17 protein-coding genes and 1 pseudogene are annotated in these 21907 nt (G+C 55.9%); 14 read left to right on the top strand and 4 right to left on the bottom strand.

Annotated elements, in window-relative coordinates:
* Positions 1-224: 224 nt before the first annotated feature.
* The 3 genes from PUR_RS24565 to PUR_RS24555 are packed head-to-tail and all read left to right on the top strand — an operon-like array spanning position 225 to position 4395.
* Positions 225-689: a MarR family winged helix-turn-helix transcriptional regulator gene (locus PUR_RS24565; protein WP_232101634.1), complete on the top strand. Its 465-nt coding sequence runs from the start codon at positions 225-227 to the stop codon at positions 687-689.
* Positions 686-2491 (top strand): ABC transporter ATP-binding protein, encoded by a 1806-nt coding sequence (locus PUR_RS24560; protein WP_179037472.1) that lies wholly within the window; start codon positions 686-688, stop codon positions 2489-2491. The genes PUR_RS24565 and PUR_RS24560 overlap by 4 nt, the downstream gene beginning before the upstream one ends.
* Positions 2488-4395, top strand: a complete 1908-nt coding sequence (locus tag PUR_RS24555; protein WP_179037471.1) for an ABC transporter ATP-binding protein — start codon at positions 2488-2490, stop codon at positions 4393-4395. Before PUR_RS24560 ends, PUR_RS24555 begins: the two co-directional genes overlap by 4 nt.
* Positions 4396-4584: 189 nt before the next feature.
* Here PUR_RS24555 and PUR_RS24550 read toward each other — a convergent pair whose 3' ends face one another.
* The 4 genes from PUR_RS24550 to PUR_RS24535 all read right to left on the bottom strand — a co-directional run bounded on the left by PUR_RS24550 (position 4585) and on the right by PUR_RS24535 (position 8533).
* Positions 4585-4896: an antibiotic biosynthesis monooxygenase gene (locus tag PUR_RS24550; protein WP_179037470.1), complete on the bottom strand. Its 312-nt coding sequence runs from the start codon at positions 4894-4896 to the stop codon at positions 4585-4587.
* 48 nt (positions 4897-4944) lie between these two features.
* Positions 4945-5664 (bottom strand): 3-ketoacyl-ACP reductase, encoded by a 720-nt coding sequence (locus tag PUR_RS24545; protein WP_179037469.1) that lies wholly within the window; start codon positions 5662-5664, stop codon positions 4945-4947.
* Between the two features lie 69 nt (positions 5665-5733).
* Positions 5734-7281 (bottom strand): FAD-dependent oxidoreductase, encoded by a 1548-nt coding sequence (locus PUR_RS24540; protein ID WP_179037468.1) that lies wholly within the window; start codon positions 7279-7281, stop codon positions 5734-5736.
* A 136-nt stretch (positions 7282-7417) separates the two neighbouring features.
* Complete coding sequence (locus tag PUR_RS24535) at positions 7418-8533, bottom strand: GGDEF domain-containing protein (RefSeq protein WP_179037467.1); 1116 nt, start codon at positions 8531-8533, stop codon at positions 7418-7420.
* Positions 8534-8799: 266 nt separating this feature from the next.
* On the opposite strand from PUR_RS24535, the gene PUR_RS24530 reads away from it, so the two are divergent.
* The 11 genes and pseudogenes from PUR_RS24530 (at position 8800) to PUR_RS24480 (ending at position 21610) form a co-directional block, all read left to right on the top strand.
* Positions 8800-9195, top strand: coding sequence for a Fur family transcriptional regulator (locus PUR_RS24530; RefSeq protein WP_124696488.1), 396 nt, complete (start codon positions 8800-8802; stop codon positions 9193-9195).
* Between the two features lie 261 nt (positions 9196-9456).
* Entirely contained in the window at positions 9457-11502 is a 2046-nt protein-coding gene (locus PUR_RS24525; RefSeq protein ID WP_232101633.1) for a methyl-accepting chemotaxis protein, read from the top strand.
* A 73-nt stretch (positions 11503-11575) separates the two neighbouring features.
* The gene (locus PUR_RS24520; protein WP_179037465.1) at positions 11576-12388 is read left to right on the top strand and encodes a uroporphyrinogen-III synthase; all 813 of its coding nucleotides are present in this window, start codon (positions 11576-11578) and stop codon (positions 12386-12388) included.
* Between the two features lie 188 nt (positions 12389-12576).
* Positions 12577-13215, top strand: a complete 639-nt coding sequence (locus tag PUR_RS24515) for a ThuA domain-containing protein (protein ID WP_179037464.1) — start codon at positions 12577-12579, stop codon at positions 13213-13215.
* Between the two features lie 171 nt (positions 13216-13386).
* Positions 13387-13770: pseudogene (locus tag PUR_RS24510) on the top strand (phasin family protein); the annotation flags it as partial.
* A gap of 3 nt (positions 13771-13773) precedes the next feature.
* Positions 13774-15441, top strand: a complete 1668-nt coding sequence (locus PUR_RS24505; RefSeq protein ID WP_232101632.1) for an ABC1 kinase family protein — start codon at positions 13774-13776, stop codon at positions 15439-15441.
* A 105-nt stretch (positions 15442-15546) separates the two neighbouring features.
* Positions 15547-17103, top strand: a complete 1557-nt coding sequence (locus tag PUR_RS24500; protein ID WP_232101631.1) for a DEAD/DEAH box helicase — start codon at positions 15547-15549, stop codon at positions 17101-17103.
* Positions 17104-17250: 147 nt separating this feature from the next.
* Complete coding sequence (locus tag PUR_RS24495) at positions 17251-18093, top strand: M15 family metallopeptidase (RefSeq protein ID WP_179037461.1); 843 nt, start codon at positions 17251-17253, stop codon at positions 18091-18093.
* A 113-nt stretch (positions 18094-18206) separates the two neighbouring features.
* Positions 18207-18554 (top strand): DUF3243 domain-containing protein, encoded by a 348-nt coding sequence (locus tag PUR_RS24490; RefSeq protein WP_179037460.1) that lies wholly within the window; start codon positions 18207-18209, stop codon positions 18552-18554.
* 97 nt (positions 18555-18651) lie between these two features.
* Positions 18652-19674, top strand: coding sequence for an LLM class flavin-dependent oxidoreductase (locus PUR_RS24485; protein WP_179037459.1), 1023 nt, complete (start codon positions 18652-18654; stop codon positions 19672-19674).
* A gap of 301 nt (positions 19675-19975) precedes the next feature.
* Complete coding sequence (locus PUR_RS24480) at positions 19976-21610, top strand: formate--tetrahydrofolate ligase (protein ID WP_179037458.1); 1635 nt, start codon at positions 19976-19978, stop codon at positions 21608-21610.
* The last annotated feature ends 297 nt before the right edge of the window (positions 21611-21907 follow it).

Here is a 21907-nt window from a genome sequence, read left to right as displayed (position 1 = left end):
TGTTTGTTAAGCAGACGTGTCTAACCCCCACCTTCGCTGTTGGCTTAGAGGAGGGGAACTGCGACACTAAATCTGTTCAAAGTTTGACAAGAGATCAAAGCGAAAATATAATTAGTAAGCCTAAATAATATACTGTATAATAATTAGGGATGCTAAGTAAACGAAACGGAAGGAATTCGCTAAATGGAGGGACAACAATTGGGATAGAGGACGATAACAACAAGGTGCCGCACAAGCTGCTGTTAGCTTTGCAGCAGCTGCATAAGGCGAAGTGGACCCAAGCTGCGGAAGGCAATAAACCCAGCGAAATGACACTGATGCTATGCATCGCAAGGAATGGCCGTTCTGCCAAGCAGGGACTGAAGGTGTCGGAAATCAGCCGTTTGCTGGGCCTGACTCCGCCGACGGTTACCCAGCTCATCAACAGCCTTGAAGCGAAAGGAATGGTTGCCAGGCAGGCGGATTCGAGCGACCGGCGGGTAGTGCGCGTCAATTTGACCGAACAGGGCGGCAAGGCTGCCGAAAGAGCAAAAGAGCATAGAACCGCGACCTTGAACAAGCTCGTGGACTTTTTGGGCGAGGAAGACAGCAGCCGGTTGGCGGATCTTCTGCTTAAAGTGCACGCTTTTGCCCAAGAGCATATGCTCGATATTGAACGGTTACCAATGAACGGAGATGACGCAGAATGATTAAATTATTCAGACAATTAAAGCCTTTTTCGCTGCCGATCACCGCAATTCTTCTGCTTGTGTTCTTGCAGTCAATGGGCGATTTATATCTCCCGACCCTGATGTCCGACATCGTTGACAAGGGAATTGTGCAGCAGGACCGGGCCTTAATCTGGCGGATCGGCGGCTTTATGCTGCTGGTTGCGGGCGGAGGCGCGCTCTGCTCCGTTGTTGCCAGCTTTCTGTCGGCCAAAGTAGCCATGGGCTTCGGGCGCGACACGCGTTCACGCATGTTCAATCATGTGGAGAATTTTACACTGACCGAATTTGATAAGCTGGGGACCGCATCTCTTATTACGCGGACGACGAACGATATTACCCAGGTACAGACGGTGCTTATGATGATGTTGCGCATGATGGTCGGCGCTCCGATGATGATGATCGGCGGTATTATTATGGCGGTGTCCGAAGACGCCAAGCTGTCCCTGATCTTTGTCGTCGTCATACCTGTGCTTGCCCTGGCGATTGCCTATGTGGGCATGAAGGGGCTGCCGCTCTTCAAGGCGATTCAGATCAAGCTCGACAAATTGAATCTGGTGCTGCGCGAGCATCTGGTCGGCATTCGCGTCATCCGTTCCTTCAACCGAACGGAGCACGAGAACAAGCGATTCAGCGCGGCCAACCGGGATTTGACGGATACGGCGGTCAAGGTCAACAAGATTATGGCCCTGCTGATGCCGATGATGATGTTCGTCATGAACTTTTCCATGATCGGCATTCTTTATTTCGGCGGCATCCGGATTAATAACGGCGACCTTCAGGTCGGCTCGCTGATGGCCTTTATTCAATATGCGATGCAGATCATGTTCTCCCTTATTATGGTTTCCATGATGTTCGTGCTCATTCCGCGCGCTTCGGCTTCCGCGATCCGCATTAACGAAGTGCTCGATATGGTGCCGGAAATTTCGGACCCCGAAATCAAAGTGCCGGAAACGCCGGACCTGGAAGACTTGGCGCCGGATATCGCCGATCCCGAAATTACGGTCGCTTCGCTGGATCAGCCGGCGAAACCCGGACTTCACGGCTTCGTGGAATTCAAGGACGTCTCCTTCTCCTATCCGGGAGCGGAGCAGCCGGCCCTGTCTAACATCAGCTTCAGCGCAAAGCCCGGAGAAGTGACGGCGATTATCGGCGGTACGGGCTCTGGCAAATCGACGCTGCTCAGCTTGATTCCCCGCTTCTACGATGTGGTTGAGGGCGAGGTGTTGGTAAACGGGACCGATATTAGGCGGATGACCCAGGAAGAGCTCCGCGCCAAGATCGGCTATGTGCCGCAGAAGGCAGTGCTGTTCACCGGCACTGTCAGCGACAATATCCGTTACGGCAAGGAAGGTGCGACGGATGAAGAGATCCGGCATGCGGCCGAGATTGCGCAGGCGCTGGATTTCGTAACCGCGATGAAAGACGGCTTTAACTCGGAAATTGCCCAGGGAGGCAATAACGTATCCGGCGGGCAGAAGCAGCGGCTTTCCATTGCCCGGGCCCTCTTGCGGAAGCCGGAGATTTACTTGTTTGACGACAGCTTCTCCGCGCTCGACTTCAAGACCGATGCCAAGCTGCGTGCCGCGCTCAAAGGGGAGACGACGGAATCGACGGTGCTGATTGTCGCCCAGCGGGTCAGCACCGTTATGGATGCGGACCGGATTATCGTGCTGGATGAGGGCCGGATTGCCGGGATCGGCAGCCACCGCGAACTGCTTGCCGGCTGCGACGTCTATCGCGAAATCGTATCTTCGCAGCTGTCAGAGGAGGAAATTGCATGAGCGAGAATAATCAGGAATACAACCGTCCCGCGCAGACGCAGCGCAGAGGGCCCGGCGGACCCGGAGGTTTCGGAGGAGCGGGCATGATGCTGCCGCCGGAAAAAGCCAAGGATTTCAAAGGAACGCTGCGGCGGCTAACCGGGTATTTGCGTCCGAAACAAATGCAACTGCTGGTCGTGTTGATTACAGCCATCCTGAGCACGGTATTCAGCATTTTCAGCCCCAAGATCATGGGCAGAGCGACCACGAAGCTGTTCGAAGGCGTCATTGGCAAGATGAAGGGCGTTCCGGGAGCGGCCATCGATTTCGGCTACATTAATGAAATTTTGCTGATCCTGGCCGGCTTGTATTTGCTGAGCGCCCTCTTCGGCTACGTGCAGCAGTATATTATGGCAGGCGTGGCGCAGAGTGTCGTATTCAACATGCGTGAGCAAGTCAACAGCAAGCTGGAACGGCTGCCGCTGAAATATTTCGATTCCCGGACGCATGGGGAAATCCTGAGCCGGGCCACCAACGACGTCGACAATATCAGTACGACGCTCCAGCAAAGCTTGACCCAGCTTATTACATCCATCATTACGATCATTGGCGTCATCATTATGATGCTGACCATCAGTCCGTGGCTCACGCTCATCACGATTATTACGCTGCCGCTCAGCTTTGTCGTGATTATGGGCATCACCAAGCGCTCCCAATCGTATTTCGTCGGCCAGCAGAAATCGCTCGGCCAGCTGAACGGCCATGTCGAGGAAATGTACACGGGCCACCGGATCGTCAAGGCTTTCGGACGTGAGCGGGAATCGCTCAAGGATTTTGACAATATCAACGAGGAGCTCTACAATTCCGGTTGGCGCGCACAGTTTATGTCCGGCATGATCATGCCGCTGATGATGTTCATTGGCAACCTGGGTTATGTGCTGGTCTGCGTAGTCGGCGGAATATTTGTCACCAAGAAAATGATCGAAGTCGGCGACATCCAGGCATTTATCCAATATTCGCGCCAGTTTACGATGCCGATTACCCAGACGGCCAACATCGCCAATATTATCCAGTCAACCATCGCTTCCGCAGAGCGCGTGTTCGAACTGCTCGACGAGGAAGAGGAAGTGCCGGAATCTGCGGCGGCATTGGCAGGCAAGACCGATCATCCGGATGAAGGAGCGGTTGAGTTCCGCCACGTGAAATTCGGATACAAGGAAGATGCCATTCTGATCGAAGATATGAACATCCGGGTCAGTCCGGGACAGACTATCGCGATTGTAGGTCCGACCGGAGCCGGCAAAACGACGCTGATCAACCTGCTGATGCGGTTCTACGAGTTAAGCGGCGGCCAGATTCTGATCAACGGCGTGGATATTACCGACATGAAGCGCAGCGAGCTCCGCGGCAGGTTCGGAATGGTGCTGCAGGACACGTGGCTCTTTAACGGCACGATCCGTGACAATATCGCTTACGGACGCGAAGGCGCGACCGAGGCGGATGTGGTGCGGGCGGCCAAAGCGGCTCATGCCGACCATTTCATCCGCACACTGCCGATGGGCTATAACACCGTGCTGAATGAAGAAGCCTCCAATATTTCACAGGGGCAAAAACAGCTGCTGACCATCGCCCGCGCCATCCTGGCGGACCCGTCGATTCTGATATTGGACGAAGCCACCAGCAGCGTCGACACCCGCACGGAGGTCCAGATTCAAACAGCGATGAATACGCTGATGCAGGGCAGAACCAGCTTTGTTATCGCCCACCGCTTGTCGACTATCCGCGACGCTGATTTGATTCTCGTTATGAACCACGGCACAGTCATCGAGCAGGGCTCTCACGAAGAGCTGCTGATACAAGGTGGGTTCTACGCCGATCTGTATAACAGCCAGTTCTCGGACAGCGAGCTTTCGGATGCCGGTTGAGCGGGCTTCTTCGGACCCGGCCTCAATATGAAGAACGCCTCTTTATTCACGGCTCATGCCACCGGGCAATCACCAGGAGATTCCGGAAAAGCAACAGCCCGGATTCGCCGATTGGCAGTAGAAAAAAAGCGCAGAAACGTTCTTCCCTTTCGGGAGCGTTTCTGCGCTTTTGCTGTCCGGCCGTCCGTTTTACTGCTTTGGAGTACGGCTGAGGAGAAGCTCGTACTTGTCGAGCGACGCTCCGAGAATGGAGTCGTTGCCGCCCGCCCCCCGGTGGGAATTCCGGAAGGACTCGCTTGCGGTCCAGCCTTTGAATGCTTCCTCGTTCTCCCACACGGTACAGATCTTCAGTTCCTCCGCGCCCTCTTTGGCGCTGCCGTGCCATACCTCCAAGCGTACAAAGCCCGGCATGTCCTGCACGCCGCCCGCTCCGGCAAACCGCTCCGCCAGCGCCGCTCCGGCGCCTTCCTTGACCTTGATCGTATTCGTGACTACGAGCATAGCTTCAAACCTCCCGCTAAGAATGGATGAAGGAATGGGGACAAGAGCCTATTGAGGATTGTTCGTCCAGATGCCGGCCGTTTTGATGACCACGCGGTCAGGCAGCTTCAGTGCCGTGAGAGCCAGTTCGGCGACATCTTCCGGCTGCATCATCCGGTCTTCGTCGCCAATCGGCAGGCCCGCATTCACCGCGAGCGGGGTATTGACCGTGCTCGGCGTCAGCGCCACAACCCGGATGTTGAACTTGCGCACTTCCTGGAAGAGGGCTTCGGTCATGCCCATGAGCGCGAATTTGGATGCGCAGTAGGCGGAGCCTGTGGCAAAGCCGCGTTCTCCGGCTGTGGATGAGATATTGATAATATTGCCAGACTTCTTGTCGATCATCGAAGGCAGCGCGGCGCGGGTGACGTAATAGACGCCGAACAGATTGATGTCGATATGGCGTTTCCAGTCTTCAGGGTCCATGTCCACTAATGTGCCGAAAGTAGCGACGCCGGCGTTATTAATCAGGACGTCGAATGTGCCCAGATCGTTCTGGATGGCTGCTACCGCGCGTTCCGCTTCTTCGCGGACCGATACATCGGCGACGGCAATGCTGACCTTCACTTCATACACTTCGGTAATTGCGGCTTTCAGGGCCTCCAAATCGGCGGCGGTCCGGGAGATCAGTCCCAGGTTGGCGCCTTCCTTGGCGAGCGCCAAGGCCAGGGATTTGCCGATGCCTTTACCGGCACCGGTAATGACTGCAGTCTTACCTCTCAGTTCCATTGTTTTACAATCACTCCTTTGGTTTAATTAAGTTTCTGTTGGCCCACGGCCGGGGCCGGCTGACCAGCTTCAGAAATCCAGCTTGGTCAGCGGCTGAACCGCCGGTCCTTCGATCACTTCACCGTCATAGGTGTAACGGGAGCCGTGGCATGGGCAGTCCCAGGAGCGTTCGCTCTCGTTCCAATGGCATTCGCAGCCCATATGCGTACATGTTCTGTCCACCAGGTGAATCCCGCCTTCGGGGTCCTTGTAGGCGCCGACGCGTTTTCCATCGTGGCGGACAATGCAGCCTTCATCCGGCTTCAGATCCTCTATTTTTTTATGAGCGAACTCTACCTTGCCCAGGGCAAGCTCCTTGGCGACGTTGGCGTTCTCCACTACAAAATTCTTGATGCCCGGGTTAGCCTTAAAGCGCGTCGGGTCGTAAAGCTCCGTATAGGGACTCGGTTTGCCCTGGATCTGATCGGCAATCATCCGCGCCGCCAGCGTGCCAGCCGTCATTCCCCATTTCGCGAAGCCGGTGGCGATGTAGATTTCCTTGTCTTTGGACAGTTTGCCGATGTAGGGAACCTTATCGACTGTAATCAAATCCTGGGTGGACCAGCGAAAAGGAATGCGGCGGATGCCCAGAAGCTCTCCAGCGAAAATCTCCAGATTCTCATAATGCTTGATCGTACAGTCGCTCTGTCCCGTCTTGTGGCTCTCGCCGCCGGCAATGACCAGCTTTCGTCCTTCCCATTCGACCGCGCGAAGAGAGCGTCTGGGCTCGCCGACGCATAAGTACATTCCGCCTTCATAGTCGGTTTCGGGCTCGAAGGCCAGGGCGTACGCGCGCTCCGCATGGAGGCGCGAAAAATACATCGCTCCACCGTCATAGAACGGAAAGTGGGAGGCCGATACGGCATGCCGGCACTTGATGCGGTGCTTGCCCCGTTCGGTGAAGAGCGTCAGGCCGTCTTGATCCTCCACCTCTTCGCCGATCATGGTATGTTCATATACGGTTCCGCCCTTGGCGAGAAACGCTTCAAGCAGTCCCTTCAGATAATGCAGAGGGTGGAAGCGGGCTTGTCCCGGAAGCTTGATGCCGCCTCCGATGCGCATGGGCAGCGATACGGAATCGACCCATTCCCCTGGGAGCCCCAGCTTGCGGTAGGCCTCGAATTCATCCTCAAGCTGTTTCATCGTCTTCTCGTCGCCGACGTCACTGTACACATAGGCATCCTCACGCTCCAAACCGCAAGATAAGCCGAGCTTCCCGGCCGTTTGGATGATCCACTCTGCGCTCTCGCTGTTCGAGCGGAAATAGGAGCGTGCGTGCTCTTCCCCGAAATGCTTGATCAAATTGCTGTAGATCAGTCCGTGCTGGGCCGTAATTTTGGCCGTTGTGAAGCCCGTTGTGCCGGCGAGCAGCTCGGAGCCTTCCAGCAGCGTAACCTTAAACCCGGCTTCCGCAAGCAGATATGCCGCGGTAATACCGGTGATGCCGCCGCCTACCACGGCGATATCGGTGGTGTGATCTTCCGCGAGCCGGGGAAACGAGGGCAGCTCCGTTGTTCCTCTCCACAGCGATTCCGGAAATTTGGGCAGACTCTCCGGCCATTTATTTTCTGGATTCATTTGATTATTCCTCCCTACATTATACAGTTGTCATTTCATTCATTACCACTATTACCACTGAAAGGACAAAAGAAACTTATAGGAAGGCTCAATGTGCATCAGATGCTTCGATATGGCCGTGCGGCGGCTTGTACCTTCACTCTTCGTGATAATCGGGGGCGCAGACCCTGTTTCTTCCCGAGTTCTTGGCCGCATACAGCGCCTTGTCCGCATACTGGCAGAGCAGGTTTCCGTCCGCGTCCTGAATATGTTCCGGATACGACGCAACCCCGACGGATACGGTGAGATGAATTTTTATGCCTAAAGGCAGCTGGAAACGATCGTTCTCCACAGCGGCCCGGATGCGCTCTCCGGCCCTTAGCGCTTGCTGGAGAGGGCAATCGGGGAGCAGAATCGTAAACTCTTCCCCTCCGTTTCGCGATACGATATCATAGGAACGAGAGTGATTGCAGAGGCGGCGGGCCAACTGCTTCAGGACAGCGTCTCCCGCCGGATGACCATAGGTGTCGTTGATAACCTTAAAATGGTCGATATCAATAGCGAGCATCGACAGGCTGTCGCCGCGCCGCTCGGCCCGGGCCATCTCCGTATCCATATGGCGGTGGAACTGGCGCAGATTGTTTAGATTTGTAAGGTAGTCCGTCGTTGCACGATGCTCAAGCTGTGCGTACAGCTCGTTGGAACGTTGAATATATTCGGCAATATAATAAACGGCCAGTCCGGCGGCAAGAGTGACCCCAAGCTGCAGCGGAAAAAATTCCATTACCCTGCCAACGCTTCGCAGGTTGGTGCTGAGCGCCACAAAGCTGATGCCCATGCTGATCAGGTTGCTGACCATAACTTTGCGGAGCCGCGACCATGGCAGTACGGAAATCCAGCAGCAGCAAAACCCGATAATCAGGAGAGAAATGCTCGCCGATACGGAAGCATAGGCCACTCCATAAAAAAGAACCCGGCTTATGGACAAGAGCACGGAGCAGATCAGTGCCGGCAGCCAGCCGATATATGAGGAAATGATGATAATCGTCAAGTGACGCAGATTAGCATAACTGCCCGGGCCAACCGGAAAGGAATAGCACATCAGGATCATGCCGAACAATCCGAAGAGCAGTCCGGCGTTGACGCTTGCGGCCGTGCTGACCGAACGGCCGGCGACGACAAATTTTTTGGACAGCATACCCGACATAAACAGGAAAGTAACAAGGATGCAAAAGTTTGCAAAAAGGCTATTGATCAATTTTATTATCATCATGGCGGCATCAAGAGCTCCCCGGATAAAGTGGCCGTACCCAACTGCGGCTCTTGCTTATTTTATCGGAAATTCAATATAGAATGTTGAAGAAATTTGTCGAAATAAATCGACTTTTTAGCAACATTACCATTTTCTTTGAGCATTATGCAAATTCCTGGTTTCTCTAGCAGATTGACGGATTTTTGCGGGCCGGAGCTCTCCAAATTATTGACCGGAGTGCTCTAAAGATTTATACTTGATCTAAAAATAAAGTTAGGGTGATCGAAGTGAGACATTTGAATCTGACTTCCCAACGCCAAGCCGTTTATGATATTGTCCGTGAATCGCATGACCATCCGACCGCGGCGGAGGTCATGAACCGCCTGGTTGAGAAGGGACATAACCTTGCCTACGGCACGGTGTATAATTCGCTCCGCTATCTTGCGGATAAACAGTTGATTCGGGAACTGAAGCTGGGAGAGGCCGCCAGCCGTTACGACGCACGCATGGACGACCACCAGCATATTATTTGCGAAGTGTGCGGAGCGGTCGATGAAGTGATGAGCCATGTGCCCGGGCACTGGCTGGAGGAGGTCGCCAAAGAGACCGGCTACAGCATCGGGCATGCGCATGTCGTTTTTGGAGGCGTTTGCTCCGCCTGCCGCAATAAGGTTGTGAACTGACCGGGCGGCTGTGGTCCATTGCTGACGCTGATAGTTAGATTAGTTCAAGGAGGGCTTTCCGGTGACTTCAGACCGGGAAGCCCTTCTTTGTGTCCGTTTATGGAATGACTGGATATTTTTATGAGCAAAATCAAGAAAAAGAGTAGAATTACAGCTAACAAATGCCGATATAACATTATATATTTAGCTTTCTACCGTTATTTTATCCAGTTGAATGGGGGAACAGAGAAAATGCCTAAAAAGAACAAGGCAGGCTTGACCATGCGAACAAAGTTGATAGCAATTTATTTAATTGTATTGATTGTTCCGAGCCTCCTTATCGGAGGCCTGACATATCGGACGGCCAGCAGCGCAGTAACGGATCAGCTCGACTATAATGCGAGGGAGAGTGTTTCGGCAGTCAATGATATCGTCAATTCGAATATCCGGTCCAAAATGGACGATGTGAAATATTTCATCGATGCCGTTTCTTCAGCCACAGTCAACAGCGACCCGAACGGAGAAGCATACGCCGAGCTGAAAGGCAGATTGAAGGAGTATGCGGCGATGCATCCCGATGTGCTGGAAGCGTACATAGGAACTGACCAGGGAAAAGTCATAAAAGCTTCCGATACCCCCATTCCCGGCGGATACGATCCTAGGCTGGAAGCTTCTTATGTTAGCGCTATCAAGAATGGGAAAGGCCCCGTGATCTCGCCGGTATTCCAGAATGCGAACAAGGAGACGGTTGTTTCCATATCGTCAATGCTTAATGACAAAAACGGCGTATTCATTCTAGAACTGAATTTGAAGCAGCTGGCGAATCTGGTCGATCTGAAGGTCGGCAAGCAGGGGTATATTCTGATTGCGGACAGCAGCAAGAGGTTTGTAGTGCATCCCACCGAGCCTCTAGGCCAGCCGTCATCCGTGGAATTTGTCAAAAAAATGTTCGAGAACGATGCTGCCTCGTTCAATTATGAATATAAAGGTTCCAAGAAAAACCTGACCTATATGGTCAATGAACTTACCGGTTGGAGAATAGCCGGGACAATCAACACAAGTGAAATAACCGGCGCGTCGCAAGGCATCCGGACGACTGCGCTTATTGTCATCGCCGCGTCCGTACTGCTTGCTTTGGTGCCGCTCTACTTTATATTGCGCGCTCTTTTGGGTCCGCTGGGCCGGCTGAGCAAAGCGACGGAGATCATCAGCCAAGGCGATCTTTCGCAGGATATCGGCTCCTTCGGACGGGACGAGATCGGCCAGTTGGCCGCTAATTTCAAGACGATGGTCGCCAGTCTAAGAGAGATGATACTCGGGGTACAGGAAATGACCGACAACGTATCTTCTTCGGCCGCGGAGTTGACAGCCAGCGCCGAGATGACGACAAAGGCGATCGAACATGTGACCGTTGCCATCCAGGAGGTGGCTTCCGGAAACGAGCGGCAGGTAGGGAGTGTGCATAAAGGGATGGAAGGCACGGCCGCGACCACTGCGGAAGTGTCGAATATTTCCGGGTACATGAATGAAGTGTCGGCGATGATGGACAATACCTCCCGCTCTGCGGCGGAAGGCAACGACTCGGTCATCCAGGTCGTCGACAAGATCAACGGCATTCACGAGACAGTCGAGGAGCTGGGAGCCGTCATCGACAAGCTGAATGAGCGCAGCGGACATATTGTAGGCATCGTGGGCATTATTACGGGAATCGCCCGGCAGACGAATCTGCTGGCGCTTAACGCGTCCATTGAGGCGGCGAGAGCCGGGGAGCATGGCCGCGGATTTGCGGTTGTCGCCGCGGAGGTCCGCAAGCTTGCTGAGGAATCGGAGCAATCGGCACGCCAGATTTCAGAGGTAATCGTTTCTATTAATAGCGAGATGAAAGAAGCGATAGTGACGATGAACAACGCCAAGGAGAAAGTATCCGAGGGAATCCTCGCGGTCGATACGACCGGGCGTTCCTTCTCGCGGATCCGCAGGGCGGTTAAGGGAGCTGCGGAAAAAATCAAGTCGATGGGCGAAGGGGTTCAGACCTTGTCTTCGGAAGCCGGCGGCATGGAGAGAGCAATGGAGGAAATCCGCATTATTTCCCAGGAGGCGGCAGCGAACACGGAGACGATTTCGGCAGCAGCGCAGCAGCAGCTTGCCTCGGTGGAGGAGATCGCGTCCTCGTCGTCGGACCTCAGCCATCTGGCCGACGATCTGCATTCTCTGGTCAGCCGCTTCAAACTGCACGGTTCCGATGCGGCAGGCCGTCCTGACGAGGAACAGGCTGAGCCGGAGACGGCTGCGGGTGAGGAAGAATCTTCGCCCGGAATGGCGAGCTAGGCTTTCCTTTGGGGTCTCCTTGCAAGTATACTTTAGGCAGGCAGCAAGGAGAAATGAAGGGGGAGACTGCATCATGGCAGATCAACTAAAAGGCGTCACCGTCGCTCTTGCCGGTCCGCGCAAGTCGGAAGAATTGGCGAAGCTGGTGAGCAATATGGGCGGAACCGCGCTGCTGCGGCCAGCCCAGGGCACGGTGTTTCTGGACGGCGAAGAGCTGCGCCAGGAGCTGGAAGAATGGACCCGCAATTCCCCGGACTGGAGTATTCTTACTACGGGAATGGGCCTCGATGCGTTGTTCCAAACCGCGGCCGGGATGGGCCTCGAGGAGCGCTTTCAGGAAGTGCTGGCAGGCTCGATGATCGCGGCCCGGGGCTACAAGACAGTAAACGCCCTAAAGAAAAGAGGGCTTGTCCCCCATGTGCGCGACGATGACGGAAGCACGACGGGGCTGATCCGCGGCCTTGCGCCTTTCGACCTCCAGGGCAAGGCGGTCGTTCTTCAGCTGCACGGCGATCCCGCTCCGCGGCTGAACGCCTGGCTTAAGGAGGCCGGCGCAGAGGTCCGGCAGGTTCTGCCTTATCGGCATATGCCGCCGGAGCAAGAGGATCTTGAGCGGTTGCTCATGGAAATAACGGAGGAAAAGGTGGATGCCGTGACTTTCACCAGCGCGCCGCAGATCCGCTTTCTGACCGAATACGCGGGCAGCCGCGGCATGCTGCAGGCGATGCTTGAAGCATTCGAGACCGGAGTGCTTGCGGTCGCAGTGGGCCGGATTACAGCCGATGCGCTGAAAGAGGCGGGCATTCGGCGGATCGTGATGCCGGAGCAGGAGCGGATGGGCAGCATGATCGTGGAACTTGGCCGGTATTTGGCGGCTCATCGCTAGCCGCCTTCTTTGTAAAAATAACGGGAGCATTTCCGGGCCGAAGCCGGCCGGAGATGCTCTTTTTACATCGCATGGTTAACCGTAGGAGGCGGTTCCCCGTTTCCGTGAATGGACATCCGGCATCATTTTCCTTAAAATATAGGCAGTATGGAATGAACGACTACGGATACCTACACAAGGAGGCCCTTATGGATAAAAGAAAATGTCTGCTGCTGGGCGAATATACACATCCCCGGTTCCATCCTTTGCAGGGTGTGGACGAGCAAGTCAGCCATATTTTAAATGATTTGATGATCGTCCAATGTTCGGAAAATAAAAAAATGCTGCTGAGCGAGAACCTCGGCGGCTATGATCTGTGCATTGGATATAATGAATTGTGGAATGAATCGGTTTCCCCGCAGCAGACGGCCGGGCTGCTGAGCTATGTCGCCGGCGGCGGCGGACTCATCGTTCTGCATACAGGTGTGTCGCTCGCGAACCGCAATGAATTGGCTCAACTGATCGGCGCCAGATTTGCGGGGCATCCGCCATACGGGCCGCTCGAATTCCGCACCCAGGAGCATGATATCACGGAAGGTGTAGAGAGCTTTAAGCTGGAAGAAGAGCCTTACCGCTTTGAATTCGACCCGTTTACGGAGAAGACGATCCTGCTTGAATTCGAGGCAGGCGGACAGTGGTGGCCGGCGGGCTGGTGCCACAGCTATGGTCTGGGACGGGTAGTCTATCTGATGCCAGGGCATCATGAGCCTTCGTTCCGCCATCCCGAGGTAAGGAAGCTGCTGCTGCAAGCCGCTACATGGGCGGCCCGGATTCCGATCCGGCAGTAAAAGCTATTTTTTGTGCGCCTCCGCCCGGTAAGGTATAATTTAAAATACAAGAATTTATAAGTTTCACGCTTATAAAAGACCTTGTATTTCTACGAGAAACGGATGCCTTCCTCTTCCAGAGGACGGCGAAGCCGTTTCTTCTTAACCGTTGCCTAAGCCTTCAGCAAAACGGAATCCAAGGAGGAAGAGAATATGAGCGATTTGATTAAAAAAGCGATCTCTTTAGGAGTGGGACTCACCGTTGTCAGCAAGGAAAAGGTGGAAAAAGCCGTTGATGAGCTGGTCAAGCGGGGAGAAGTGGCTCCCTCGGAATCCAAGGCGCTTGTCGACCGGCTGATTGAGCGGGGCGAGGAAGAACGGGGCATAATAAAATCGGCGGTTCAAGAGCAGGTGCAGCGCGTACTTAAGGATTTGAACGTTCCAGCAAAAAGCGACATCGCCGCTTTGGAGGAACGAATTGCCGTTCTCGAGCAGCGTCTGGCCGAGCTTGAGGGCATATCCCGATTGGAGGAAACGCAGCCGGCGGAAGGAATGCCGGATACGCGCACGGATTAAAAAATGGTGCGGATCAGGCATGCTGGACGTTACCGGTCCATCGCCATGGCGCTGATGCGTCATGGCTTCGGCTATATGGTGGAAGAATTGGGTTTATACCGCATGCTGTCGCTTCCGCGCCGGCTGGTGACCCAGGAGGCGCACGCTAGCCGGACGCTCGGGGAGCGGATACGGCTTGTTCTTGAGGATTTGGGGCCGACCTTCGTCAAGCTCGGCCAGCTTGCCAGCACACGCTCCGATCTGCTTCCGGAATCCATTATTACGGAGCTGGTAAAGCTGCAGGACCATGTGCCGCCTTTTCCGGCGGAAACGGCGCGGAATATTCTGGAGCAGGAGCTGGATCAGCCGCTTAGCGAGGTGTTCGATTCTTTTGACGATGTTCCGCTTGCCGCCGCCTCCATCGGGCAGGTTCACCGTGGAGTTCTGCTCAGCGGGACGGCGGTGGCGATCAAGATCCAGCGCCCAGGCGTCATGCGGATGATGAGCCGCGACCTGGAAATTCTCCGCGATCTGACGGCGCTTGCCGAACGGCGTCTGGATTGGGCGAAGCAGTACGGCATCTCCCGGATGGCGGAGGAGTTCTCCAAGTCCCTGATGAACGAACTGGATTACAGCCAGGAGGGCCGCAATGCGGAAAGAATCGCGCAGCAGCTTGAGGACAACAAATCAGCCTATATTCCGGCGATTTATTGGGATTACACCTCTTCGCGGGTGCTGACGATGGAATATGTGGAGGGCATCACGCTGAACCGGCGGGAAGCGCTGCTGAGCAAGGGCGTGAATCTCAAAGATACCGCCGAGCGGCTGGTGGACATCATGCTGGGGCTGATTTTTATCGACGGCTTCTTCCATGCCGATCCCCATCCCGGAAACGTGATGATGACGGACGAGGGGAAGCTTGCGCTGATCGATTTCGGCATGGTCGGCCGCCTGAGCGAGGAGACAAGGGACCATCTGTCGGGCCTGATCATCGCTCTGATGCGCAAAAATACGGAAGCCATGGTGCGCGCGATTCTGCGCCTCGGCGTCATTCCGGAGGATGCGGACCGTTCCGCGCTTTATGAAGACATGGACCGGCTGAGAGAGGAGTACTATGATGTTCCTTTCAGCCAGGTCAGCATCGGCAAGGCGCTTAACGATCTGTTCGCGGTTGCCCGGCGCCACCGGCTGGCGATTCCGCCCGATCTGGCGATGCTGGGCAAGACGATGCTGACTCTGGAAGGGGTCGTGGGCAATCTGGACCCTTCCTTCAGCATCATTCAAATGGCAGAGCCATTCGGCCGGCAGCTTGTAAAACAGCGCTTCAGCAGCAGCCGGCTGCAGCGCAAGCTGCTCGGCGGGGTCGCCGACCTTGCCGAGAGCCTGGTGGAGCTGCCCGGACAAGCCCGGCAGCTGTCGGCGCTGATCAGCAGGGGCAGGCTGAAGGTGGAGGTCGGCGTGCCCGAGCTGCAGAGCCTGCTGCGCAAGCTGGACCGCATCGGCAACCGGCTTTCGTTCAGCATTGTTCTGCTGGCCTTCAGCATTATTATGGTCGGGCTGATTATCGGCTCTTCGCTGCGCCGCGAGCCTTCCGTGCTGTGGAATTTTCCGACCGTCGAAATTGGTTCGGTGGTTGCGCTGTTCATGTTTGTCTGGCTGATTTACTCGATTTTCAAATCGGGTAGATTCTGAGTATAGAAGAACAAGGGACGGAAGAACTCCGGCAGGAGTTCTTCCGCTTTTAATGTATAGGGTGTATACAAAAGGGAAATCGATAAAATGAGGAAGAATGAGGTGATGAAATTGCCGGGTTTTAAAGAGTTGGGAGTTTCGGAGGCGCTGACGGCGCTTCTGCAGGGGCAAGGCATTGCACAGCCTACCCCGGTTCAGGCGGAAGCGATTCCGCCGGTGGTGCAGGGTCTGGACGTGATTGCGAGAGCCAAGACGGGAACGGGCAAGACGCTGGCTTTTCTGCTGCCGATATTGGATAAAATCAGGCCGGACCGGCCTTTTCCGCAAGCGCTGATCATGGCGCCGACCCGGGAGCTGGCCCTTCAGATTACGGAGGAAGCGCGGAAGCTTACGCGCCAGAGCGACATCAAGATCCTGGCGGTATACGGCGGACAGGACGTGGAGAAGCAGCTGCGCAAGCTTGAGAGCGGCAGACATCTCATTATCGGTACGCCGGGCAGACTGCTGGACCATATGCGCCGCGAGACACTGGCTTTGGGCGGAGTGACCATGCTGGTGCTCGACGAAGCGGACCAAATGCTGCATATGGGCTTTCTCGACGAGGTTGAAAGCATCATTACGGCGATCCCCTCGAGGCGGCAGACAATGCTGTTCTCGGCGACCATGCCCGATCCGATTAAGCAGCTGGCGGCAAGCTATATGAAGCAGCCGGTCGACATTGTGATCAAGAGCGGCTCGCCGATTCCGCTGGACAATATCCGCCAGCAGGTCGTCGAGTGTACCGACCGTGCGAAGGAGGAAGCGCTTAAAGCGTTGATCGAACAGGACCGCCCGTATTTGGCCATTATTTTTTGCCGGACGAAACGCCGGGTGTCGAAGCTGGGCGAAGCTCTCAGCGAAGCGGGCTATGACTGCGATGAGCTGCACGGAGACTTGTCGCAGAACAAGCGGGAGGCGGTCATGAAGACGTTCCGTGAGGCGAAGCTTCAACTGCTCGTCGCGACTGACGTCGCTGCCCGCGGGCTTGACGTGGAGGGCGTGACCCATGTCTTCAATTACGATATGCCGCTGGATGTGGACAGCTACATTCATCGCATCGGCCGCACCGGACGGGCGGGCGGCAAAGGGCTCGCGATCACCTTCGCCTCTCCGCGCGACCGCGCGGGGCTTGAGATGATCGAGCGCGGCATTTCGCAGCGGCTGGAACGCCGCCGCTATGAGAAGGGCGAATTCGGCGAAGCCAAATTCGCCACGGGCACGGGCGGCGGCGCGCGCGGAGGCACCGCTTCCGAGTCCGCGCGGACTGGGCGCGGGCCCAAGGCGGGCGGCGCGCGGGTAAGCGGCCGCGGCAAGGAAACGGGCGGCCGGGGCAGGGACGCCGACCGGGGACGGCGCAGCCGCCAGGACGGAGCGGCTGCGGACAAACGCGCCGCGCACAGCGGCCAAGGCCGTGCGCAGGGTGGCCAAGGCCATGCGCAGGGTAGCCTAGGCCATGCGCATGGCGGGCCTTCCCACGGCGGTGCAGCAGGTAGCGGCGGCAGGAAAAGCGCCGCCGGCAAGGCCGCACCCGGCTACGCCGGCCGGGCAAGCGGCGGACGCGGCGCGCGGAGCGGCGAGGCGGGCCGCAAAGGCGGCGGCAGCCGAGGCAACCGCGGCAGATAAAGGACGACGGGCTATGCCGGGACATGAAAGAACCGCCCGATAACGGCGGTTGGCAGAGATTTCTTGGGAGGCGGCTGAAACATTTGCCGCCTTTAGCTTGTCTATAAGGGTATACAACAGCAACACCGGTTATAAGGAGGAAGCGCTATGCGCAAAAAAATATGGATTCCCCTCCTGTTCCTTGTCGTCATCGCCGCCGGCTGGGGAATAGGGAAATATACATCGCCGGCTTCATCCATCGGCGGCGGGGCCGCAGCCGTTGATCAGCCGAACCTTAATGGAGGAGCGGCGGCGACGGAACCGGCGGGCACACCGCCGGCCCCTTCGGTTTCTCCTTCAGCCTCTCCTTCAGTCTCACATGAGGCGTTGAGCGGGGGACCTGCCGGAGAGGCTCAGCTTGCGGCGACGAAGCCGGACAGCATCGGCGTCATCGTGAACAAGCAGTACGGGCTGCCCGATGACTATAAGCCGGCCGATCTGGTGTATCCCGACGTTCCGTTTACATTCAAAGAAAAGATTGAGAAGCGGATGATGCGCAAGGAAGCGGCTCATGCGCTCGAAGAGATGTTCGCGGCCGCGAAGTTGGACAAGGTGTATTTGGCGGGGGTTTCCGCCTATCGTTCCACGAAGACGCAGCGGAGTCTGTTCAACGCCTATGCGGAGCGGGACGGGGAGGAAAAGGCGCGTACTTACAGCGCCGTTCCCGGTTACAGCGAACATCAGACGGGGCTGGCGATCGACCTTTCCGGCAGGGACGGCAAATGTGCGGCGGAGAGTTGTTTTGCCGGAACGAAGGAAGCGAATTGGCTGGCGCTTCATGCTCCGGAGTATGGTTTCATTATCCGTTATCCGGAAGGAAAAGAAGCCGTTACGGGTTACATGTATGAGCCGTGGCATGTACGTTATGTGGGTAAGGAGATCGCCCGTTACCTGACGGAAAAAGGCATTACGCTGGAGGAGTACTATAATGCCGTGCCCGTCTCAAAATAATTGGGCGCGTTATTATTTTTTAAAAGTATCTGGTCCGGTTTGACCTTGATTCACCATTTTCAGCCCCGGTTAAATAGTGTAAAACCGCTATTAGCGCTTAAGGAGGCGACAACGTGTCTGAGCATAATCATGTTGTAAGCAAAGACGGCAGCGTGGCGATCAATATGGTGAAGGAAACCCTGGACCGGATCGAGCCGGGTCAAAGAGAAGAAATCTTGAACAACTTCGATTCATTTCGGACTTATTTGAGCAAGCGGGTTCAACTGGCCAGAAAAATCGGCCTCAGCGAGGCGCAGCTTGCCCAAGCGGCCGAGAAGGTGGCCGATTATTTGGCCGCTTACGAGGAACCGCGCAACAGCGAGGAGAAGCTCCTTCTCGAACTGTGGAAGGTAGGCAGCAAAGAGGAGCGAACCAAGTTCGCTTCCATGCTGGTCAGGCTTGCGTTGTCCGAAACGGTCTAAGATCGGAATAGAGCGTTTCTCCCTCTTTGGCTTTGCCGAAGAGGGCTTTTTTGGGTCATAGGCCGGCAGTCAGTTCTCGCGGAAAGGATGCCTTACCATGATTAAGCTCAGTGTGCTTGACCAGTCGCCGGTATCGGAAGGAAGCTCGCCCGCCGAGGCGCTCGCGCAGACCGCCGCTCTGGCCCGGGAAGCCGAAAGGCTCGGTTATTTCCGCTTCTGGGTAGCGGAGCATCATTTTGCGCCCGGCCTTGCCGGATCGAGTCCGGAAGTGCTCATGGCGCATTTGGCGGCCGTTACCTCTTCCATCCGAATCGGCTCAGGAGGTATCCTGCTCCCCCACTATAGCGCATACAAGGTTGCGGAGAATTTCCGTGTGCTGCAGGCCCTTTATCCCGGGCGCATCGATCTGGGGATCGGCCGGGCAGCCGGCGGGGGCGTTCTGGCCGTCCGCGCTTTGCAAGAATACGGAAAGGCCGGCCCGGATCATTATTCCCTGCAGATTGCAGATTTGATCGCCTATCTGAACAATGGAGCGGACCTGCATCACCGTTTTGCGGGGCTTCAGGCCATGCCTGTTGTTGCCTCCCCGCCGGAGATTTGGCTGCTCGGTTCGAGCAGGGACAGCGCGGAATTGGCCGCCAGGCTGGGAACGGGGCTGGCTTTTGCCCGTTTCATTAACTTTAGCGAAGGGGAGGAGGCGATGGCGGCCTATCGCGCTCATTTTTGCCCATCGCCTTTGTTGTTGAAGCCCCAAGGCATGGTCGCTGTGTTCGCGGCCTGCGCGGAGACGGCCGAAGAAGCGGACCGGCTGGCTTCCAGCATGGACCTCTCGGCCGTCCTGCTGGACAAGACGCATGTCTCCACCCCGACGCCTTCGATCGAGTCCGCGCTTTCATATCCCTATACGCCTTACGAGAAGCACATCGTTAGTGAGAACCGCAAACATATACTGGTCGGCTCTCCCGAAGAGATCTGCGATCAGCTCTACGAAATCTGCGCGCGGTTCGGCTGCGAGGAAGTGATCATTGCCAGCGTGATGCACGACTTTTCGGATAAGCTGAAATCCTATCGGCTGATCGCCGAAGCGTGCGGGCTGGCTGGGCGTCAGTCTCCCAGTTAGCAGCTGTTTTTGGCGCTTTGCCGGTTGAAATAAGCAGCCGATCATATTACATGTCAGATGAAAGGGAAACGTAAAGCACGGTTCCGAAGCCTTCCGAAGGAGAAATTCTCTTTTCGGGAGGCTTTTTTTATTATGCGGATGAGTGGAGAAAGCGTTAATCCCTGAAAAATAAGGCTTGACGCTTTTCAAAGAGCCTGTATCCTGAAATAGAGCTAATGTGCGGCATGTCCGAAGAAATGCGGCTGCTGGCGGCAGCCGGGACAAGGTTCAGGATAAAGGTGCAGGAGGTCTATATACAGATATGAGGTTAATTACGGAAGTAGCGGCAGAGACGGGCATTCAAGAAGATCATCTGGAGTTATACGGCAAATATAAGGCAAAGTTGGCACCATCCCTGTGGGATGAAATCAAAAGCCGTCCCGACGGCAAGCTGGTGCTGGTTACCGCCATCAACCCGACGCCGGCGGGAGAAGGAAAGACGCTGACGACGATCGGGCTCGCACAGGCCATGAACAAGGCGGGCGTCAAGACGGTAGCCGCGCTGCGGGAACCTTCCCTCGGACCCTGCCTTGGCATGAAGGGCGGAGCAACGGGCAGCGGCAAAGCGCAGATTGTTCCGGCCGACGAGATCAATCTGCATTTTACGGGCGATATCCATGCGGTGACGTCGGCGCATAATCTGCTGTCGGCTATGATTGACAATCACATCTTCCAGGGCAACGAGCTGGGGCTGGACCCACAGCGAATTGTTTGGAAACGGGTGATGGACATGAACGACCGCAGTCTCCGCAGCGTTGTTACAGGGCTCGGCGACGGCAACGGGATCGTCCGGGAGAGCGGCTTTCAGATCACGACCGCTTCGGAAATTATGGCCGTGCTGTGCCTGTGCGATAATTTGACGGATCTGCGGGAGCGCCTTGGCCGCATGCTGATCGGCTATGACCTTGAAGGGCAGCCGGTGACTGCTGGCGGACTGAAAGCGGTGGATGCGATGACCGCTCTGCTGAAAGAGGCAGTCAAGCCGAATCTGGTGCAGACGCTTGAGGGAACGCCGGTCATCGTGCACGGGGGTCCGTTTGCCAATATCGCGCATGGCTGCAGCAGCGTGATCGGCACCCGCTACGCCCTGAAGCTGGGCGAAGTCGTCGTAACAGAGGCGGGCTTCGGCGCCGATCTCGGGGCGGAGAAGTTCATGGACATCAAATGCCGGCAGGCGGGCCTTAAGCCTTCGGCCGCCGTACTGGTCGTGACGGTAAAGTCGCTGAAATATAACGGCGGTGTCCCCAAGGGAGAGCTTTACGCCGGAAACCGGGCCGCTCTGCTTGCCGGAATGGCTAATATGGAGCGCCACATCAATAATTTAGGGAAATTCGGCGTTCCTGTCGTAGTGGCGCTCAATCACTTTGAAGGGGACAGCCAGGCGGAGATTCAGGAAGTGCTCGCGGCTTGCCGCCGCCTGGGCGTACCCGTCGCCATTTCCAAGGCGTGGGCTGAAGGCGGTGCGGGAGGCCTGGAGCTGGCGACCGAGCTGAAGAAGCTGCTGGCCGTAAGTGATGCGTCTTCTTTTGCTCCTTTATACGAGAACGAACTGGACATTCCGTCGAAGATCGGCAAAATCGTCAAGGAAATCTACCACGGCGCCGATGTCGCCTTCAGTCCGGCGGCAAAGCGCAGCCTGGCGCTCATCGAAAAACTGGGCCTAAGCCGCCTGCAGGTGTGTATGGCCAAGACGCCTTATTCCTTCTCCGACCAGCCACGATTGCTCGGCGCGCCGCGGGGCTTCACCGTTCAGGTGCGCGATATTACGCTGTCGCTGGGAGCGGGCTTTGCCGTTGTCATTACAGGCAGCATCGTCACTATGCCTGGGCTTCCGGCCAAGCCCGCCGCCGAAGGGCTGCGGATCGATGAGGAAGGACGCCTGCTCGGTCTGTTATAGCATGACCTGAATCTTATGCATAATACACAAATCCCCTGGTTTCGCTAGTGAAACCGGGGGATTTTTTATGGGGACTTGGATTGAACACAGGAAGGCGCATCCATTCAATGGGGTTGGCTGCTTCATTCTTCCGCTGACATAATGTTAGGGCAAGCGGGCAAAACTAAAACCGACTTATGCCGAAGCGGTTTACTTTAAATTGTGAACAATATGTTAATTGGCAAAAAAATGATTGAAATGTGATAATTATCACAATATAATAATCATATAAAGTGAAAAAAATCACATTAACAAACG

The organism is Paenibacillus sp. URB8-2, assembly GCF_013393385.1.
GTDB lineage: Bacteria > Bacillota > Bacilli > Paenibacillales > Paenibacillaceae > Paenibacillus_AQ.
The sequence above is the reverse complement of the archived record's forward strand: the minus strand, read 5'-3'. Positions and strand labels throughout refer to the sequence as shown.

What these genes read in the sequence shown, in the direction of transcription:
- PUR_RS24560 (WP_179037472.1), top strand. Translation starts at nt 686, where the DNA reads ATGATTAAATTATTCAGACAATTAAAGCCTTTTTCGCTGCCGATCACC.
- PUR_RS24555 (WP_179037471.1), top strand. Translation starts at nt 2,488, where the DNA reads ATGAGCGAGAATAATCAGGAATACAACCGTCCCGCGCAGACGCAGCGC.
- PUR_RS24550 (WP_179037470.1), bottom strand. Translation starts at nt 4,896, where the DNA reads ATGCTCGTAGTCACGAATACGATCAAGGTCAAGGAAGGCGCCGGAGCG.
- PUR_RS24545 (WP_179037469.1), bottom strand. Translation starts at nt 5,664, where the DNA reads ATGGAACTGAGAGGTAAGACTGCAGTCATTACCGGTGCCGGTAAAGGC.
- PUR_RS24540 (WP_179037468.1), bottom strand. Translation starts at nt 7,281, where the DNA reads ATGAATCCAGAAAATAAATGGCCGGAGAGTCTGCCCAAATTTCCGGAA.
- PUR_RS24535 (WP_179037467.1), bottom strand. Translation starts at nt 8,533, where the DNA reads ATGATGATAATAAAATTGATCAATAGCCTTTTTGCAAACTTTTGCATC.
- PUR_RS24525 (WP_232101633.1), top strand. Translation starts at nt 9,457, where the DNA reads ATGCGAACAAAGTTGATAGCAATTTATTTAATTGTATTGATTGTTCCG.
- PUR_RS24520 (WP_179037465.1), top strand. Translation starts at nt 11,576, where the DNA reads ATGGCAGATCAACTAAAAGGCGTCACCGTCGCTCTTGCCGGTCCGCGC.
- PUR_RS24515 (WP_179037464.1), top strand. Translation starts at nt 12,577, where the DNA reads ATGGATAAAAGAAAATGTCTGCTGCTGGGCGAATATACACATCCCCGG.
- PUR_RS24505 (WP_232101632.1), top strand. Translation starts at nt 13,774, where the DNA reads ATGGTGCGGATCAGGCATGCTGGACGTTACCGGTCCATCGCCATGGCG.
- PUR_RS24500 (WP_232101631.1), top strand. Translation starts at nt 15,547, where the DNA reads ATGAAATTGCCGGGTTTTAAAGAGTTGGGAGTTTCGGAGGCGCTGACG.
- PUR_RS24495 (WP_179037461.1), top strand. Translation starts at nt 17,251, where the DNA reads ATGCGCAAAAAAATATGGATTCCCCTCCTGTTCCTTGTCGTCATCGCC.
- PUR_RS24485 (WP_179037459.1), top strand. Translation starts at nt 18,652, where the DNA reads ATGATTAAGCTCAGTGTGCTTGACCAGTCGCCGGTATCGGAAGGAAGC.
- PUR_RS24480 (WP_179037458.1), top strand. Translation starts at nt 19,976, where the DNA reads ATGAGGTTAATTACGGAAGTAGCGGCAGAGACGGGCATTCAAGAAGAT.